This is a genomic window from Sphingomonas sp. BL-S-25 (genome assembly GCF_055521555.1).
This window is the reverse complement of sequence record NZ_CM145486.1, coordinates 4,307,621-4,323,096: the sequence shown is the minus strand read 5'-3', so window position 1 is coordinate 4,323,096 and position 15,476 is coordinate 4,307,621. Positions and strand designations below refer to the sequence as shown.

The window sequence follows — 15,476 nt, the reverse complement described above, 5'->3', positions numbered from 1 at the left end:
ATTTGGCTCCCCCCAACTTATCTTGGTGTGCGGGCGTCTCGTTTCATGGGACGCTTGGGAGAGACGTATTGACGAAGGACGATGTGTAATGGCCACGGTCGATAAGCTGCCGATGCTGGCGGAAGGCTATGAAAAGCTCAGCGAGGAGCTGAAACGCCTGAAAGCCGAACGGCCGTTGATCGTGGACGCGATCGAGGAAGCGCGCGCGCACGGCGATCTTTCGGAAAATGCCGAATATCACGCTGCCAAGGAGCGCCAGGGCCAGATCGAGGCGTCACTCGCCGATATCGAAGGCAAGCTGAGCCGCGCGCAGATCATCGATCCGCGCGAGCTGTCGGGCGACCGCATCGTGTTCGGCGCGACCGTCACGCTGCTCGACGAGGACGACAAGCCGATTCGCTACCAGATCGTGAGTGAGACCGAAGCGGATGCCAGCAAGGGCCGCATCTCGTACAACTCCCCGCTCGGCCGTGCGCTGATCGGCCGCAAGGTCGACGAGGATGTCGAGGTTTCGGTCCCGGCCGGCGACCGCTATTATCTGGTGTCGAAGATCGAGTTCATCTGATCTCGACCCGTTCGCAAACGGAGCGCCGGCACCTGCCTGCGCTCCGTTTTCGTTTGCGGGCAGCCGGTCGTCATTCGCTCGGCCTGCGGGAATCTTAATTCGCGCAGAGACGCAGAGGCGCGGAGAGGATGTGCCTGCGGCAGCCGTTTTGTCTGCCTGAGCAGGCCGGCTCCGGCGGGTCTCCGGACTAGCTCTCTGCGTCTCCGCGTCTCTGCGCGCAAATATTACTCTGCGCCTGCAGCGCAGGCGACTTCAGGCCTCGGGCTCGAGCAGGCGATGCAGGTGCACGACGACATAGCGCATCTCGGCATCGTCGACGGTGCGCTGCGCCGCGCCGCGCCAAGCCTTTTCGGCCTCGGCATAGTCGGGGAAGATGCCGACGATATCGAGCTTCGACGGATCCTGGAAATCGAGCGCCTGGGGGTCCTTCACGCGACCGCCGAAAACGAGGTGGAGCTTGCTCATGGAATGCCTTCCGGGGATGGAAATTTCGCCCCTCCCTTAACGGCTGGGGCAGGGGGCTCAAGTCCCCAGGCGCATTGCCTTCGCGGTTATGAGCGCCGGACATGAAAAAGGCGCGGATCGCGCCGCGCCTTTTCCCTTTGATACGGATCGGGGGCCGTTCGGCCCGGCCGGGTCAGACCTGGCGCGCGTCGCCCTTGTGCTTCGATGCGTCGATCACGTTGCCGATCAGCTGGCTGACCTTCTCCTTGGTCGATTCGCGATTGGGGATCAGCGCCTCGATCTCGGCGCGGCCCGCTTCCTTGGCTGCGGTGATCGTGTCGCTGGTGCGCTGCGCGATCCGCTGTCCGACGGGGGCAAGCACCTCGCGCTCTTTTTCGGTGCGCGGCAGCAGCGCGCCGGCGATCACGCCCAGTGCGGCGCCGCCCGCGACCAGCGCCAGCGGGTTCTGCGCCGCCAGGTCGCTCACGCTCCTGTTCTTTCGACCGGTCTCGTTCGTCATCGTCTTCGTCCTTTCGAATGCGCCGTTTCAGCGTCAACCCGCCTGCGAGGCATCGGTTTCACGCGTGTCCGCGGCTTTCTTTCGCTTCGTGAGTGCGCGGCTGATCCAGCCGCGCGACAGGAACAGGCCGACCGCACCCGCAACCGCTGCAGCGGCAACCGGACGCGCGCGAACCTCGGCCGCGCCCTTCAGTGCGACCGACTTGGCGCTTTCGGTGGCATTGTCGATCGCGCCCTGCGCCAGGGTCGACGGTTTCAGCCGATACTGGAGCTGGTTGATCGTCTTCGTCAGCCGCTCGCGCGCGGCCTTGGCGCGTGCCTCCGCCAGTTCGACATTGGTCATCGGAACAGCCCCATCACCCGCTTGACGTGGCGCCACGCCAGCCTGCCCATCAGATAGGCCGCACCGCCGCAGACGCCGACCACGATCAACGTGGCGAAGCCCGGCCCGACCAGCGGGATCAGCGTGAGCACCAGCCCGACCGACAGCGCGACGAAGGCGGCCATCATCAGCGTGGCCGCCGCCGCACCCATCCACAGGCTGGCCCGGACATCGTCCAGCCGCGACTGGGCGAGCGCCCGGTAATAGGCGATCTCGGCAGTCCCGACTGCCTTGGCATCCTCGACCAGCCGACCGAACAGCTCGCCCAGGCCTTCCTCGCCCGGGGGCGTCGGCTTCAGTTCGGGCATGCCTATGCCGCCCTTATGCCTGTACGCCGGCGCCGCTGGCTCCGCCCAGTTCGTCGCCCGTGGTCGGCTCCGGCACCTTGGTGGTCGTCCCGTCCTTAGGCTCGGGATCGGCCAGGTCGGATGCCGCGTCGATGCCCGACTTGACCAGGCGCGCCAGCACGAAGCCGACGGCCGCGGCCGCGCTGACCGCGATGACCGGGCTCTTCTTCACGAAGTCCGACGCGTCGGCGATCAGGTCGTCGACTTCCTTGCCGCGGATGCCGTCGGAGAAGCGGGTGATCCCGTCCGCTGCCGAGCGGGCATAGCGGCCATATTGTTCGCCCAGCCGCTCGTCGACGTCGTTCGCCGCCTGCTGGACCAGCTTGGCGACCTCGTCGAGGGCGCCGGTCGCCTTGTCCTTGTTCTCGCTGGCGAAGCTGCGCGCCTTGTCGGCCGCCTTGGCGCCCAGCTTGCTCGCTTCGTCCTTGATCGTCTGCGTCGCGGTACGCTTGGTCTCGCCGATTGACTCGTCCGCATCGAATGCCACGCCCGCATCGGTACCGCCGGTGGTCCGGGTCTCGAGAGCGGGATCCGCGTCGAAGCTCACATCGCCCGGGTTGATCGTGTTCTGGTCAGCCATGCCGAAGCCCTTCCTTGTTTCATGCCGAACAACCGCGCCAGCGTTTGCGAGTTCCCTTGCAAGTGGCTAGAGGCACGCCCGCAAGGCATCAGCCCTTACCTAGGGAGACCATTACGTGACCGCAATCATCGACATCCACGCCCGCCAGATTCTCGACAGCCGCGGCAACCCCACCGTCGAGGTCGACGTGATGCTCGAGGATGGCAGTTTCGGCCGCGCCGCAGTCCCCTCGGGTGCCTCGACCGGCGCGCACGAAGCGGTCGAAAAGCGCGACGGCGACACGTCGCGCTGGATGGGCAAGGGCGTCACCAAGGCGGTCGAGGCGGTCAATGACGAGATCGCCGACGCGGTGCTCGGCCTCGATGCCGAGGACCAGGCCGATGTCGACCGCACGATGATCGAGCTCGACGGCACCGCCAACAAGGGCCGACTGGGCGCGAACGCGATCCTGGGCGTCAGCCTGGCGGTGGCCAAGGCGGCCGCCGATGCCCGCGGCCTGCCGCTCTATCGCTATGTCGGCGGCGTCAACGCGCATGTCCTGCCGGTGCCGATGATGAACATCATCAACGGTGGCGAGCATGCCGACAATCCGATCGACATCCAGGAGTTCATGGTCGTCCCCGTCGGCGCCGCGAGCATTGCAGAGGCGGTCCGCTGCGGCTCGGAGATCTTCCACACGCTCAAGAAGAAGCTGTCGGAAAAAGGGTTGGCCACGTCGGTCGGCGATGAGGGCGGCTTCGCCCCGGCGCTCGCCTCGACCACGGATGCGCTCGACTTCATCATGAGCTCGATCGAGGCCGCCGGCTACAAGCCCGGCGACGACGTCATGCTCGCGCTCGATTGCGCCGCGACCGAATATTTCAAGGACGGCGCCTATCGCATGACCGGCGAGGGCAGGACCTTCACCCCGGCGGAGAATGCCGAATTCCTCGCCGATCTGTGCGCCCGCTACCCGATCTTCTCGATCGAGGACGGCATGAGCGAGGATGATTTCGAAGGCTGGAAGATCCTGACCGACCGTATCGGCGGCAAGGTCCAGCTGGTCGGCGACGACCTGTTCGTGACCAACCCGAAGCGCCTGGCCGACGGCATCGGTCGCGGCCTGGCCAACTCGCTGCTGGTCAAGGTCAACCAGATCGGATCGCTGACCGAGACGCTCGAGGCGGTCAGCCTGGCGCAGCGCTCGTCCTATACCGCGGTCATGTCGCACCGTTCGGGCGAGACCGAGGATGCGACCATCGCCGACCTGGCGGTTGCCACCAACTGCGGTCAGATCAAGACCGGCTCGCTGGCCCGCTCGGACCGGCTTGCCAAGTACAACCAGCTCATCCGTATCGAGGAAGAACTGGGCGATGCGGCGGTCTATGCCGGAAAATCGATCCTGAAGTGATTTGGGCAGCGCCTCATGGCTTGATTAACCTTCTCAATTGAGCGAAGAATCAAGCCATGGGGCGTCAAACCGGCCGTTTCCGTAACATCCTCCGCAGCGCGGGCCTGCCCGCGGTGGCGATCGTCATCATGGGCTTCTTCGGCTACAATGCCGTGCTCGGCCCGAACGGCATCATCGCCATGAAGGACGTGTCGCAGGAAGTCGGCACGCGCACCGCCGAATATCAGCAGCTTGACAAGAAGCGCGCCGAACTGCGCAACCGCGTCAACCTGCTCGACCCCCAGAAGGGCGCCGATCCCGACCTGGTCGAGGAACTGCTGCGCAAGCAACTCGGCGCCGCCCGCTCCGACGAGGTCGTCGTCAAGCTGAAATAGGCCAGGGCGCTCAGGTACGCTTTCCCGCGACGGTGTCGGTAGGGAGGCGCTTACCCAAGAAACCGCGTCACCCCGGCCGGAGTGCCGGGGTCCACCGATCCTCCATCCCGGCTCATCGGTTGCCGCAACTGGTGTCCAGCAGCGCTGGATGCGGACATCGCGCCACATCGCGCCTCCGGAATTTGCCGCCCAGTAGATGCCGGCACTTCGGCTGGTATGACGGCGGTGAGGTGCGGACGCGAGCCTCTACCAGCCCCTGATCCGACATGCGAAAGGCGCGGTCTGCGAGTTGTACCAATCCATGGCCGCCCGTTCACAAAATGAAACAATCGCACCGGCCAGCCGCACCAACCCGCCTCTCCCGCGAACCAATTCCCCGGTAACCGGTATCCGCTACGTTACCCTTGCACTCAACCCATGCGCGTTGACGTTGCGTCCGGGCCATGAACCCGCTTATAGGCACCCCCCTGACACCCCCTCCCCGGGAATGAGGATCATCTGATCGTGGCAAAAGCGCCGGCGAAGACGCCAACCCCCCAGCCTGCCGTATCCAATCGCGAACGGCCCAGCGAACCGGATCGGTACAAGGCTTCCAAGGAAGAGCTGCTCCAGTTCTACAAGGAAATGCTCCTGATCCGCCGTTTCGAGGAAAAGGCGGGCCAGCTTTACGGCCTCGGCTTCATCGGCGGTTTCTGCCACCTCTATATCGGCCAGGAAGCGGTTGCGGTCGGCCTGCAGTCGGCGCTGGACGGCGAGAAGGACTCGGTCATCACCGGCTACCGCGACCATGGCCACATGCTCGCTTACGGCATCGATCCCAAGGTGATCATGGCCGAGCTGACCGGTCGCGCCGCGGGCATTTCGCGCGGCAAGGGCGGCTCGATGCACATGTTCTCGACCGAGAAGAAGTTCTATGGCGGCCACGGGATCGTCGGCGCTCAGGTGTCGCTCGGCACGGGTCTGGCGTTCGCGCACAAATATAACGAGGATGGCGGCGTCGCCATGGCCTATTTCGGCGACGGTGCGTCGAACCAGGGCCAGGTGTATGAGAGCTTCAACATGGCCGAGCTGTGGAAGCTCCCGATCATCTATGTGATCGAGAACAACCAGTACGCCATGGGCACCAGCGTCAACCGCTCGTCGTCCGAGGATCAGCTGTACAAGCGCGGCGAGAGCTTCCGCATCCCCGGCATCCAGGTCGATGGCATGGACGTGCTGGCGTGCCGCGGTGCCGCCGAAGAGGCGCTTGCCTGGGTTCGCGCCGGCAAGGGCCCGATCATCCTCGAGATGAAGACCTATCGCTACCGCGGTCACTCGATGTCCGACCCGGCCAAATATCGCAGCCGCGAGGAAGTCCAGTCGGTCCGCGACAAGTCGGACCCGATCGAGGCGGTCAAGCGCGAGCTCGAGGCGATGGGCGTCAAGGAAGACGAGCTGAAGCCGATCGAGGCGGAAATCCGCAAGGTCGTCAACGCCTCCGCGGACTTTGCGGAATCCACGCCGGAGCCGGATCCGGCAGAATTGTATACCGACGTGCTGGTGGAGTCCTACTGAGATGGCGATCGAACTGAAGATGCCGGCGCTGTCGCCCACGATGGAAGAAGGCACGCTCGCCAAGTGGCTGGTGAAGGCCGGCGACACGGTGAAGTCGGGCGACATCCTGGCCGAGATCGAGACCGACAAGGCGACGATGGAATTCGAGGCGGTGGACGAAGGCACGATTGCCGAAATCCTGATCGCCGAGGGCACCGACAATGTGAAGGTCGGCACCGTCATCGCGACGCTGAACGGTGACGATGAGGAAGCCTCGCCGGCACCGGCTCCGGTGGCCGACAAGGCCGAGGCGCCTGCCACCGAGCAGAAGGCCGCCGAGTCCGAGACCGCGGAAACGCCCAAGAAGGCGGAGAGCGGCACGTCGAAGCTGGCCAGCGACAAGTCGGCCACCGTGCGCGACCCCGACCTGCCCGAGGGCACCGAGCTGATGAAGCAGACCGTCCGCGAGGCGCTGCGCGACGCGATGGCTGAGGAAATGCGGACCGATCCGCGCGTCTTCGTGATGGGCGAGGAAGTCGCCGAGTATCAGGGCGCCTACAAGGTCACCCAGGGCCTGCTCGACGAGTTCGGCCCGAAGCGCGTGATCGACACGCCGATCACCGAGTACGGCTTTGCCGGCGTCGGCACCGGTGCGGCGATGGGCGGGCTGAAGCCGATCGTCGAGTTCATGACGTTCAACTTCGCGATGCAGGCGATCGACCACATCGTGAACTCGGCCGCCAAGACCAACTATATGTCGGGTGGCCAGATGCGCTGCCCGATCGTGTTCCGCGGTCCCAACGGCGCGGCCAGCCGCGTCGGCGCGCAGCACTCGCAGAACTATGGTCCCTGGTACGCCAGCGTCCCTGGCCTGATCGTGATCGCGCCCTATGACGCGGCCGATGCCAAGGGCCTGATGAAGGCGGCGATCCGCAGCGAGGATCCGGTGGTCTTCCTCGAGAACGAGCTGCTCTATGGCCGCAGCTTCGACGTGCCCAAGGTCGATGACTGGGTCCTGCCGATCGGCAAGGCGCGCATCGTCCGCGAGGGCAAGGACGTCACGATCGTCAGCTACTCGATCGGTGTCGGCGTCGCGCTCGACGCGGCCGAGACGCTGGCGGGCGAGGGGATCGAGGCCGAGGTCATCGACCTGCGCACGCTGCGTCCGCTCGACACCGCGACGGTGCTGGAAAGCCTGAAGAAGACCAACCGCATGGTCGTGGTCGAGGAAGGCTGGCCGGTCTGCTCGATCGCATCGGAGATCGTCACCGTGGCGATGGAACAGGGCTTCGACGACCTCGACGCTCCGGTCCTGCGCGTCACCAACGAGGACGTGCCGCTCCCCTATGCGGCAAACCTCGAGAAGCTGGCCCTGGTCGACGCGGCGCGCGTCGTCGCGGCGGTCAAGAAGGTTACCTATCGCTAATTGGATCTGGGGCCGGGCGGGTTCCGTCCCGGCTCAGACCGACCTGTAGTTCGAAAGAGCGCTGTCCGGGATGCCGGGCGGCGCTCTTTCTGCATGAGGGCGGTCGCAGGAGATACGGACGGCGGGACAACCATCCCGAACCCCCCAGGCATTGAGCGCGCTGCAGCTGGCGATCGCCCGTGTGCGCCTAGGCGCTGTACAGATTGCAGGTCGAACGCGTTGCGGCGGGCGAGGGGTTGTAGAGCTGGGTCAGGTCGCGATTGTCGCGGACGATGAACGAGGCGACATATTGCAGCCGCCGCGGGGAGGCGAACCAGCCGTTTCCGATCAGCGGCGTGTAGAGGTAATTGACCTCGACGAACATCACTGCCGAGTTGGTTGGCGCGTTCACCTTGGCGCCCGCTTCCCCCATGCCGGTCGGGGCAGGCGTTCCTGCGTCGCTGGCGTTCGTGGTGGTGCCGGCGGTCGTGATGGTCGTGCCGTAGCTCGAATCATAGCCCGCCCCGCTCCTGGCGCCGATGCAGCGCTGCCAATGGATGCGCTGGGTGCCGCCCACATTCTCCAGGCTGGACAGGATCACCCGGCCATTGGCGGTCAGGTCGATGTTCTGGCCATGGGTGCGGGTGGCCTGCAGCACGTCATTCAGGTCGACCTCGCGCAACTGGACCGTCGCCTGGTTGCTGTACAGGCCGACGCGCGAGGCGTTGTCGGCAAGCTCGAGTGCCAGCTGGCTGAGCCTTTGATGGGTGATGGCCAGGTTGGTCAGTTCGACGCCCCACATGCCGGCGGTCAGGAACATGGGCAGGCCGAAGGCGAATTCGAGCAGGGTCACGCCCGAGCGATCCTCGCGGAACCGGCGAAGGAAAGGGATCAGTTGCATCGGTTCACCACCGTCGGCACTGCCTGGGACGCATAGGGCTGGTTCTTGAGCAAGGTGCTCGCGGAAACCGTTTCCTTGTCTGGCCAGCCCAGCAGCTTGCCGAGCGGGAACAGCCGGTCATAGGTCGCGGTCACGGTGTATAGCGTGACGTCGCTCGCGCCGCCCTGACCGGTCTTGCCCGGATCGGCGTCCCACCGCTGGTTGCCATTGATGTCGTCATAGCATTCGGTCGGATCGCGCCGTCCGTTTCCGTTGGTATCGGTGAAGCGTTCAGGCTTCATGTTGCTGAACGTCGAATAGCTCTTGCGGTCGAAGGTCAGCACCGCGCTCTTCGCGACCTGCTTCACCGCGGCGGTCACCTTGGCATCGATCACCGACGACTGCGCGGCCTCGATACCCGAATCGCGCCCGGCCTTCTGGATCGCGCCTTCCAGCACGGCGCGGGTATAGGCCTGGTAGGTCAGGTCCATCAGCCCGAGCAGCAGCACGACGAACACCGGCGCCAGGATCCCGAACTCGGTCACTGCGATGCCGCGCCGGTCGCGGGCGAACCGGCGCAGCGATCGGACCAGAGCGGCCGTCATTTGGAGAGCCGCAGCATCGCGACACGTGACGCGATCGACTGGAAGGCGGAGTTCAGCTCGGCGTCGCTGCTGGCGAAGAAGGCATGGGCCGTGCTCGACGCGCACTGCCTCATCTCGGGGGTCAGCGCCTGACCGAAGGCGATCACCCAGACGGTGATGTTGCGGTTCTTCGCCGCTTCGCACTCGGCAACGAACCGCGCATTGTGCCTGGTGGCGAGGATCGAGGAATTGCCGTCGGTCACCCGCTTGTCGTGGCGTTCGAAGCCATAGGTGCCGTACAGGTCATATTGCGGCTGCATGATGCCGTCGGTCATGAACACGATATGGCGAATCGGCGTCTTGCGGCCCGGCCAGGCTGCGGTGTCCGACGCGAAAGGGCCATTGGGGTCGAGGAAGCGGGTGCCCCAGATCATGCCGACATCATGGTAGGTATAGCCCATCGGCCGGAAATCGGGGTCGTTGAGGAAAGATGAGAGCTCGCTGCGGCTCATCTCGCGCAGGCGGCGCGCTTCCTTGCCGCAGGTATAGATGTTCGTGCTGCCCTTGGCGCCCAGATTCTCATAGGCGTTGCCGGCGGCGGCGGTGCTGGTGATTTCGATCGGGCCGACCTGGTTGTTTCGCTCGTAGATGATGTCCGGCCACATCGGACGCCAGCGAGTATCATCATTGGTTGCGGCGCGTGTGGGGTCGAGGTCATAGGGCAGCGCCGACTGGCTGAAGGATGCCCACGGGTCCGTGTGGCGCTCCTCGATGCACCCCTGCCATTTGCTCATGCCACTCGTCTTGCTCGGGTCACGAACCCAGTCGCCGCGGACATATTGCGAGATGTCGACCGGGAGCTGCCCGAAGCGATAATATTGCTGCCAGGTCTGCGTCGTGACGACGCAGTTCCCGTTGCCATTGCGGGTCGCCGTCCAGGCGACGGTCTTCGTCACATATTGTCCTGACGAATTATACCCGCTCGACGGCGTCCGGCTGGCATAGGCGTCGCAGCTGGTCTGCGAAATCCCGCTATAGGTGTTGCTGCTGGCACTTCCCGACCGTTGATCGGCGCTCGGCTCGCGTGTCTGATACTGGTAGGTCCCGGACATCAGGAAGCTGGACGGGATGATCTTCCCCACATTCACGGACGAGGAGTAGGGGACGATACCGTAACGAATCTTCGTCGACGCGTCGGCCGCGCTCACCATCGTGTCGTAGAAGTTCAGCACCGACGATCGCAGCGCCTTGATCCGCGCGTTGCTTTTCTCGACCGTGTAATAGCCGGTTGTGCCGTCGGCGCGGGTGTAGGTCTGGACCGACTGGCCGCTCGAACTGGTATTCGATGCCTCATAGGCCATCGACCCGGTGGTATCGAGCACGAACATGATGTCGAGATCGGCAACGTCGAAGCGTGCTTCGCAGGTCACCGAAATACGGGTCGGGCCGAACCCCATCATCTGGGTGAGCGTCATCGGCACCGTCACGCTGGCGCTGCCGGCGACCTGATTGTCGGCGGTCTTGCTGGGCGTGAACGACACCGAGCTCGACGCGAAGGTGCCGGCCTTGAAGTTGTTGTTGAAGAAGGCATTTGCCTGGTCCGTGGCGTTCTGATCCAGCGTCGTCGATGCGCTGCTCGACATGAACTTGCGGCCGGCGAGGACCCCGGCGTCACAAGCCTGTTGCAAACGTACCTTGACGACGTAGAGCCGGGCCGTGTCCACCGCCGAACCGACCAGCCCCAGCAGCGGGATCAGCGCGATCGCCAGCATCGCCAGCGTGTTGCCGCGCTTGTCGCGGGCCAGGCGCGTGAGGAACGCGGGAGCTCCGGATCGATTGCTGTCCTGTGATGCCGACATGCTGAATGCTCTTCCCCGATCAGGCCCGGACATGCGCCGGCTGGCGTTAATCGCGGGTAACCCGATGGGGTTAAGCGGGCGTTATCGATCTGCGCCGGACGGATGTGCCGCATGACCGCGCTGCATCCCGAGCGAGACTTGATCCTGACCTATGCACCGGCGGACGGTCGTGGGGCGCTTGCCGCGCTCCTCGCGCTGGACGATGCGCTGGCGCAGCTCCTTCAGACCACGCGCGAGCCGGCGCTGGGCCAGATCCGCTTGGCGTGGTGGCGTGAGCGGCTGGCCGACCTCGACGTCAAGCCGCCGCCGGCCGAGCCGGTGCTTCGCGGTATTGCCGATCATGTCGTGCCACGGGGCGTATCGGGCGCTTCGCTGGCGCCGATCGTCGATGGCTGGGAAGTCCTGCTCGAAGAGGACCTCGACGCCGATGCCTTGCAACGCTTCGGCGAGGGGCGCGGGCATCTGTTCGTTGCCGCGGCGCAGGCGATGGGTGCCGGCGACGATCCGCTTGCAGAGGCAGGGCAGGGCTGGGCGCTCGCCGACCTGGCGCGCCACCTGGGCAATGCCGGCGAATCGGAGATTGCGCGCGAACTGGCCCGACCGCGCCTCCAGGCAGCGATAGGGCGTCGCTGGAGCGGCGCGGGCCGCGCATTGGGGGCAATGGCGCATCTGGCACTGCGCGATCTCGACCTGCCTGCAGGCACGCCGGCGCCGGTCGGGGCACCAGGACGGCTAATGCGTCTGATTTGGTTCCGATTGAGCGGGCGCTGAGCGTCCGACGCGCTAGTCTGGTCCCGGGCCAAGGGGAGTCGGACGATGTGGCGATATCTTGTCGGAGCCGCGGGCGCGCTGGTGCTGGCGCTGGCGGGGATGTTCATGTTCCGCGGGGTCGCAGCGACCGAGGCCAGGACCGCACCGCCGCCCGCTCCTGCTGCGGCTGCTGCGAATGCCGAGGAAGGCCCGCTGCCGGCGGAGGCGCCGCGCGCCGCCGACAAGACGCGCGAGCAGAAGCGCTTCGACCGGGTCGACAAGGATCGCAACGACACCATCACGCGCGAGGAGTATCTCGCGACCCGGCGAAAGGCCTTTGCCAAGCTCGACACCAATGGCGACGGGCAACTGAGCTTCGACGAGTGGGCGGTCAAGACGACCACCCGCTTCGCCCAGGCAGACAAGGATCGATCGGGATCGCTGACCCGCGCCGAGTTCGCGACCACCGCGCCGAAGCGTCGTGCCGCTCAGCCGCGCTGCGCCTGTCCGAAACCGGCCGCAAGCCCCGCCGCCGACGACGGGAATGACGACGGCTGACAGGAGATGCTGACGGGCAGGTCGCCCAATTTCAGGCCGCGACCCAGTCCTTGAACGCGTCGCGAGCCCGCGACGTGTACATCAATTTCCGGTCTGCCTTCTTGCTCTTGCCTGGGATTGGCGGGAACAGCCCGAAATTGACGTTCATCGGCTGATAGGTCTCGACCTCGGCATCGCCGGTGATGTGGCGCAGCAGCGCGCCGAGCGCGGTCTGCGCCGGGGGCGGGGTCAGCTCGACACCCTGGAGTTCCGCGGCAGCAAAGCGGCCTGCGAGCAGGCCGATCGCCGAGCTTTCGACATAGCCCTCGCACCCGGTGATCTGCCCGGCGAAGCGGATATGCGGCGCCGATTTCAGTCGCAGCGTCGGGTCGAGCAGCTCGGGCGACTTGATGAAGGTATTGCGGTGCAGGCCGCCCAGCCGAGCGAACTCGGCATTTTCCAGACCAGGAATCGTCCGGAACAGAGCGACTTGCTCGGCATATTTGAGCTTCGTCTGGAATCCGACCATGTTCCACAGCGTGCCGTTGGCATTGTCCTGCCGCAGCTGGACGACGGCATAAGGCCAGCGCCCGGTCTTCGGGTCGTCGAGTCCGACGCCCTTCATCGGCCCGTAGCGCAGCGTATCGACGCCGCGCTCCGCCATCACCTCGATCGGCATGCAGCCTTCGAAATAGGGGACGTCCTCCCATTCGCGGAACTCGGTCTTCTCGCCGGCCATCAGCCCGGCGTGAAAGGCGAGATACTGGTCCTTGGTCATCGGGCAGTTGATATAATCCTTGCCCGTGCCGCCCGGGCCAACCTTGTTCCAGCGCGACTGGAACCAGGCAGTCTCCATGTCGATCGAATCGAAATGGACGATCGGCGCGATCGCATCGAAAAAGGCGAGCTGATCCTTGCCGGTCGCGCTGCCGATGCTCCCCGCCAGGCTTTCGGCGGTCAGCGGTCCGGTGGCGACGATGGTCAGGCCGCTTTCGGGCAGCGCATCGACCCGCTCGCGCACGATGGTGATGTTGGGGTGGCCTTCTAGCGCTAGGGTGACACCCTCGGCAAAGCCGTCGCGATCCACCGCCAGTGCCGAGCCCGCGGGGACCTTGTGCATGTCGCCCTGCGCCATGATCAGCGAGTCGAGGTCGCGCATTTCCTGATGGAGCAAACCGACCGCATTGCGCTCGGCATCGTCCGAGCGGAAGCTGTTCGAGCAGACCAGCTCGGCCAGCCGGTCGCTCTGGTGTGCCGGGGTCATGCTGCCCGATCCGCGCATCTCCGAAAGACGGACCTTGAACCCTGCCTGGGCAAGCTGCCAGGCGGCTTCCGAACCGGCGAGGCCGCCGCCGATGATATGGATATCGTGAGTCATTGCCCGCCAGATAGCGGCCTGCTTGGCAGAGGGCCAGCCGCCGGGCATGGTAACGCAATGCGCAGCACGGTCTTCACCTTCGCGCTGGCGGCCGGCGCCAGCTTTTATCTGAGCCGGTGGCTGATGGTGCCGCCCGATCTGCTGGTGGTGTGGAAGGGGGCGGGGGTCGCGCTGCTGGCGCTGTGGGCTGCCCTCCATGCGAGAAGCCTCGATGGATGGATGATCACCACGGCGCTGGCGCTATGCGGTCTCGGCGATGTCCTGCTGGAGACGCATGGCTTAGCGGTCGGCGCGATCGCATTTCTGGCCGCGCATCTGGTTGCGATCGGCCTTTACCTGCGCAACCAGGCGGTGCCGCTGTGGCACGGGCTGATCATCGCGGCGGCGGTCGTGGTAGTATCCTGGCTGTTGCCGGTCGAACGCGAGGCGGCGACAGGGGTGGCGGTCTATGCCGTAGCGCTGGGGTTGATGGCAGGCACCGCCCGCACCAGCCGCTTCCCTCGCTACAAGGTTGCACTCGGCGCGATGCTGTTCGTGCTGTCCGACCTGCTGATCTTCGGTCGGGGCGGGGCGTTCGGCACGACGATCCCCGAGTTGCTGATCTGGCCGACCTATTTCATCGGTCAGGCGTTGATCGCGCACGGCGTCGTCACGACGCTGGAGCGGGAGAAGGCATGACGCGCATCTTCACCATCGGCTATGAACAGACGACGATGGCCGATTTCCTGGCGGCGCTGAAGGCGGCCGGGGTCGAACAGGTGATCGACGTCCGCGCGCTGCCGCTGTCGCGCCGGCCTGGCTTTTCCAAGAGCATCCTGGCGGCCAGCCTGAAGGATGCCGGGATCGGCTATGTCCATCTGCGCGCGCTGGGTACGCCCAAGGCGGGGCGCGACGCCGCCAAGAAGGGCGATGTGAAGACGCTGCGCGCGGTCTATGACATCCAGCTCGGCCTGCCCGAGGCGCAGGTGGAGGTGGCACGGATGCGCGAGCTTGCCCGCGAGAAGCCGTCGGCGCTGCTGTGCTACGAACGTGATCCCTGTCATTGCCACCGCACGCTGCTGCTGCAGGCTGAGGGTGGCGACATGGACGTCGTCGATCTGGTTCCCTGAAGCAAAGGTCCCATCATGCTCGATCATGTCGGTTACACCGTGTCGGACATCGCCGCATCCAAGGCATTCTATGACGCCGCGCTGGCGCCGCTCGGCCTGTCGATCCAGATGACGGTCACGCCCGAGATGACCGGCGATGGCAGCAGCCATCTCGGCTACGGCCAGAGTGACAAGCCCGACTTCTGGATCGGCGATGCCGGTGGACAGGTCAGCAAGGGCACGCATATCGCGCTGGCCGCGGCCAGCCGAGCCGAGGTCGACGCCTTCTACGCGGCGGCGATCGCGGCAGGCGGCCGCGACAATGGCCCGCCGGGCATCCGCGCCCATTATCATCCCAATTATTACGGGGCGTTCGTGCTCGATCCCGACGGGATGAATGTCGAGGCGGTGTCGCACCGCCCCGAATAAGGTCAGCCGGTAACGGGCAGGGCGACGCTGCCGTCCGCCTCGCGGTGAAGCGGCGAATAGGCGGTCACGACCGACAGCGGAAGCTTCGCATAGATATGCGGGAACAGCTCGCCGCCGCGCGAGACTTCCCATTTCACCTCGTCGCCCAGCGCCTCCAGATCGACCGCGGCGATCCACAGGTCGGCACGGCCGGCGAAATGCTTGTCGAGCGTCCCCTGCAGCTGGGCGGCGGTCGAGAGATGGATGTAGCCGTCGGCGAGATCGACCGGCGCGCCGGCGAATTCACCGTCCTGCTCCAGCTGTTCCATCTCCTGGTCGCTCAGGATCTTGTAGGCGGTGGTCTCGGTGGGCGTGCTCATCGGTCTTCAACTCGCCGGTTCGGGTGATGGTTTCCGTGGGACAAGCGAAAGGCCGGGGATCGCTCCCCGGCCT

At 65.5% G+C, this 15,476-nt stretch carries 20 protein-coding genes; 10 read left to right on the top strand and 10 right to left on the bottom strand.

Translation table 11 applies throughout. The annotated features are described in order from the left end of the window. Positions 1-88 precede the first annotated feature (88 nt). Positions 89-565 (top strand): transcription elongation factor GreA, encoded by a 477-nt coding sequence (greA, locus tag ACZ1H8_RS20865; RefSeq protein ID WP_465179133.1) that lies wholly within the window; start codon positions 89-91, stop codon positions 563-565. A 252-nt stretch (positions 566-817) separates the two neighbouring features. On the opposite strand, the gene ACZ1H8_RS20860 is transcribed toward greA, so the two are convergent. The 5 genes from ACZ1H8_RS20860 to ACZ1H8_RS20840 all read right to left on the bottom strand — a co-directional run bounded on the left by ACZ1H8_RS20860 (position 818) and on the right by ACZ1H8_RS20840 (position 2,837). Then, positions 818-1,030 (bottom strand): DUF4170 domain-containing protein, encoded by a 213-nt coding sequence (locus ACZ1H8_RS20860; protein WP_465179132.1) that lies wholly within the window; start codon positions 1,028-1,030, stop codon positions 818-820. A 172-nt stretch (positions 1,031-1,202) separates the two neighbouring features. Then, a complete protein-coding gene (locus ACZ1H8_RS20855; protein ID WP_465179131.1) occupies positions 1,203-1,529 on the bottom strand; it encodes a hypothetical protein in 327 nt (108 codons plus the stop codon). Positions 1,530-1,562: 33 nt separating this feature from the next. Beyond that, on the bottom strand, positions 1,563-1,871 hold the full coding sequence (locus tag ACZ1H8_RS20850) for a DUF3618 domain-containing protein (protein ID WP_465179130.1): 309 nt from the start codon (positions 1,869-1,871) through the stop codon (positions 1,563-1,565). Then, positions 1,868-2,218, bottom strand: a complete 351-nt coding sequence (locus ACZ1H8_RS20845) for a phage holin family protein (protein ID WP_465179129.1) — start codon at positions 2,216-2,218, stop codon at positions 1,868-1,870. The genes ACZ1H8_RS20850 and ACZ1H8_RS20845 overlap by 4 nt, the downstream gene beginning before the upstream one ends. 13 nt (positions 2,219-2,231) lie before the next feature. Beyond that, complete coding sequence (locus ACZ1H8_RS20840; RefSeq protein WP_465179128.1) at positions 2,232-2,837, bottom strand: hypothetical protein; 606 nt, start codon at positions 2,835-2,837, stop codon at positions 2,232-2,234. Positions 2,838-2,952: 115 nt separating this feature from the next. Here ACZ1H8_RS20840 and eno point away from each other — a divergent pair, with 115 nt between their 5' ends. The 4 genes from eno (at position 2,953) to ACZ1H8_RS20820 (ending at position 7,560) form a co-directional block, all read left to right on the top strand. Next, positions 2,953-4,227 carry a phosphopyruvate hydratase gene (eno, locus tag ACZ1H8_RS20835; RefSeq protein ID WP_465179127.1) on the top strand — a complete coding sequence of 425 codons (1,275 nt, stop codon included), beginning with the start codon at positions 2,953-2,955 and terminating at the stop codon, positions 4,225-4,227. Positions 4,228-4,283: 56 nt separating this feature from the next. Continuing rightward, complete coding sequence (locus ACZ1H8_RS20830) at positions 4,284-4,601, top strand: FtsB family cell division protein (protein ID WP_465179126.1); 318 nt, start codon at positions 4,284-4,286, stop codon at positions 4,599-4,601. A 504-nt stretch (positions 4,602-5,105) separates the two neighbouring features. Next, entirely contained in the window at positions 5,106-6,155 is a 1,050-nt protein-coding gene (gene pdhA, locus ACZ1H8_RS20825) for a pyruvate dehydrogenase (acetyl-transferring) E1 component subunit alpha (protein WP_465179125.1), read from the top strand. 1 nt (position 6,156) lies between these two features. Next, the gene (locus ACZ1H8_RS20820) at positions 6,157-7,560 is read left to right on the top strand and encodes a pyruvate dehydrogenase complex E1 component subunit beta (RefSeq protein WP_465179124.1); all 1,404 of its coding nucleotides are present in this window, start codon (positions 6,157-6,159) and stop codon (positions 7,558-7,560) included. Between the two features lie 187 nt (positions 7,561-7,747). On the opposite strand, the gene ACZ1H8_RS20815 is transcribed toward ACZ1H8_RS20820, so the two are convergent. Genes ACZ1H8_RS20815 through ACZ1H8_RS20805 form a run of 3 tightly spaced genes read right to left on the bottom strand, consistent with a single transcriptional unit; the run spans position 7,748 to position 10,862 of the window. Beyond that, positions 7,748-8,440, bottom strand: coding sequence for a TadE/TadG family type IV pilus assembly protein (locus ACZ1H8_RS20815; protein ID WP_465179123.1), 693 nt, complete (start codon positions 8,438-8,440; stop codon positions 7,748-7,750). After that, positions 8,431-9,024, bottom strand: coding sequence for a TadE/TadG family type IV pilus assembly protein (locus tag ACZ1H8_RS20810; RefSeq protein WP_465179122.1), 594 nt, complete (start codon positions 9,022-9,024; stop codon positions 8,431-8,433). The genes ACZ1H8_RS20815 and ACZ1H8_RS20810 overlap by 10 nt, the downstream gene beginning before the upstream one ends. Further along, the gene (locus tag ACZ1H8_RS20805; protein WP_465179120.1) at positions 9,021-10,862 is read right to left on the bottom strand and encodes a pilus assembly protein TadG-related protein; all 1,842 of its coding nucleotides are present in this window, start codon (positions 10,860-10,862) and stop codon (positions 9,021-9,023) included. Before ACZ1H8_RS20805 ends, ACZ1H8_RS20810 begins: the two co-directional genes overlap by 4 nt. Before the next feature lie 111 nt (positions 10,863-10,973). On the opposite strand from ACZ1H8_RS20805, the gene ACZ1H8_RS20800 reads away from it, so the two are divergent. Both ACZ1H8_RS20800 and ACZ1H8_RS20795 read left to right on the top strand, forming a co-directional pair. Next, complete coding sequence (locus ACZ1H8_RS20800; protein WP_465179119.1) at positions 10,974-11,633, top strand: squalene/phytoene synthase family protein; 660 nt, start codon at positions 10,974-10,976, stop codon at positions 11,631-11,633. A 45-nt stretch (positions 11,634-11,678) separates the two neighbouring features. After that, the gene (locus tag ACZ1H8_RS20795; protein WP_465179118.1) at positions 11,679-12,170 is read left to right on the top strand and encodes an EF-hand domain-containing protein; all 492 of its coding nucleotides are present in this window, start codon (positions 11,679-11,681) and stop codon (positions 12,168-12,170) included. A 31-nt stretch (positions 12,171-12,201) separates the two neighbouring features. Here ACZ1H8_RS20795 and trmFO read toward each other — a convergent pair whose 3' ends face one another. Further along, on the bottom strand, positions 12,202-13,527 hold the full coding sequence (gene trmFO, locus ACZ1H8_RS20790) for a methylenetetrahydrofolate--tRNA-(uracil(54)-C(5))-methyltransferase (FADH(2)-oxidizing) TrmFO (protein ID WP_465179117.1): 1,326 nt from the start codon (positions 13,525-13,527) through the stop codon (positions 12,202-12,204). 57 nt (positions 13,528-13,584) lie between these two features. Between trmFO and ACZ1H8_RS20785 the strand changes: the two genes are divergently transcribed. The 3 genes from ACZ1H8_RS20785 to ACZ1H8_RS20775 are packed head-to-tail and all read left to right on the top strand — an operon-like array spanning position 13,585 to position 15,044. Further along, positions 13,585-14,205, top strand: a complete 621-nt coding sequence (locus ACZ1H8_RS20785) for a lysoplasmalogenase (protein WP_465179116.1) — start codon at positions 13,585-13,587, stop codon at positions 14,203-14,205. Further along, positions 14,202-14,636: a DUF488 domain-containing protein gene (locus tag ACZ1H8_RS20780; RefSeq protein ID WP_465179115.1), complete on the top strand. Its 435-nt coding sequence runs from the start codon at positions 14,202-14,204 to the stop codon at positions 14,634-14,636. The genes ACZ1H8_RS20785 and ACZ1H8_RS20780 overlap by 4 nt, the downstream gene beginning before the upstream one ends. Before the next feature lie 15 nt (positions 14,637-14,651). After that, the gene (locus ACZ1H8_RS20775; protein ID WP_465179114.1) at positions 14,652-15,044 is read left to right on the top strand and encodes a VOC family protein; all 393 of its coding nucleotides are present in this window, start codon (positions 14,652-14,654) and stop codon (positions 15,042-15,044) included. Positions 15,045-15,046: 2 nt separating this feature from the next. Here ACZ1H8_RS20775 and ACZ1H8_RS20770 read toward each other — a convergent pair whose 3' ends face one another. Continuing rightward, positions 15,047-15,403, bottom strand: coding sequence for a DUF952 domain-containing protein (locus ACZ1H8_RS20770; RefSeq protein ID WP_465179113.1), 357 nt, complete (start codon positions 15,401-15,403; stop codon positions 15,047-15,049). Between the last annotated feature and the right edge of the window lie 73 nt (positions 15,404-15,476).

Coding starts and splice junctions, on each gene's coding strand:
- ACZ1H8_RS20785 (WP_465179116.1), top strand. CDS start 13,585: ATGCGCAGCACGGTCTTCACCTTCGCGCTGGCGGCCGGCGCCAGCTTT.
- ACZ1H8_RS20800 (WP_465179119.1), top strand. CDS start 10,974: ATGACCGCGCTGCATCCCGAGCGAGACTTGATCCTGACCTATGCACCG.
- ACZ1H8_RS20770 (WP_465179113.1), bottom strand. CDS start 15,403: ATGAGCACGCCCACCGAGACCACCGCCTACAAGATCCTGAGCGACCAG.
- ACZ1H8_RS20830 (WP_465179126.1), top strand. CDS start 4,284: ATGGGGCGTCAAACCGGCCGTTTCCGTAACATCCTCCGCAGCGCGGGC.
- ACZ1H8_RS20810 (WP_465179122.1), bottom strand. CDS start 9,024: ATGACGGCCGCTCTGGTCCGATCGCTGCGCCGGTTCGCCCGCGACCGG.
- ACZ1H8_RS20780 (WP_465179115.1), top strand. CDS start 14,202: ATGACGCGCATCTTCACCATCGGCTATGAACAGACGACGATGGCCGAT.
- ACZ1H8_RS20855 (WP_465179131.1), bottom strand. CDS start 1,529: ATGACGAACGAGACCGGTCGAAAGAACAGGAGCGTGAGCGACCTGGCG.
- ACZ1H8_RS20840 (WP_465179128.1), bottom strand. CDS start 2,837: ATGGCTGACCAGAACACGATCAACCCGGGCGATGTGAGCTTCGACGCG.
- ACZ1H8_RS20805 (WP_465179120.1), bottom strand. CDS start 10,862: ATGTCGGCATCACAGGACAGCAATCGATCCGGAGCTCCCGCGTTCCTC.
- ACZ1H8_RS20795 (WP_465179118.1), top strand. CDS start 11,679: ATGTGGCGATATCTTGTCGGAGCCGCGGGCGCGCTGGTGCTGGCGCTG.
- ACZ1H8_RS20815 (WP_465179123.1), bottom strand. CDS start 8,440: ATGCAACTGATCCCTTTCCTTCGCCGGTTCCGCGAGGATCGCTCGGGC.
- ACZ1H8_RS20860 (WP_465179132.1), bottom strand. CDS start 1,030: ATGAGCAAGCTCCACCTCGTTTTCGGCGGTCGCGTGAAGGACCCCCAG.
- ACZ1H8_RS20845 (WP_465179129.1), bottom strand. CDS start 2,218: ATGCCCGAACTGAAGCCGACGCCCCCGGGCGAGGAAGGCCTGGGCGAG.
- ACZ1H8_RS20850 (WP_465179130.1), bottom strand. CDS start 1,871: ATGACCAATGTCGAACTGGCGGAGGCACGCGCCAAGGCCGCGCGCGAG.
- ACZ1H8_RS20820 (WP_465179124.1), top strand. CDS start 6,157: ATGGCGATCGAACTGAAGATGCCGGCGCTGTCGCCCACGATGGAAGAA.
- trmFO (WP_465179117.1), bottom strand. CDS start 13,527: ATGACTCACGATATCCATATCATCGGCGGCGGCCTCGCCGGTTCGGAA.
- greA (WP_465179133.1), top strand. CDS start 89: ATGGCCACGGTCGATAAGCTGCCGATGCTGGCGGAAGGCTATGAAAAG.
- ACZ1H8_RS20775 (WP_465179114.1), top strand. CDS start 14,652: ATGCTCGATCATGTCGGTTACACCGTGTCGGACATCGCCGCATCCAAG.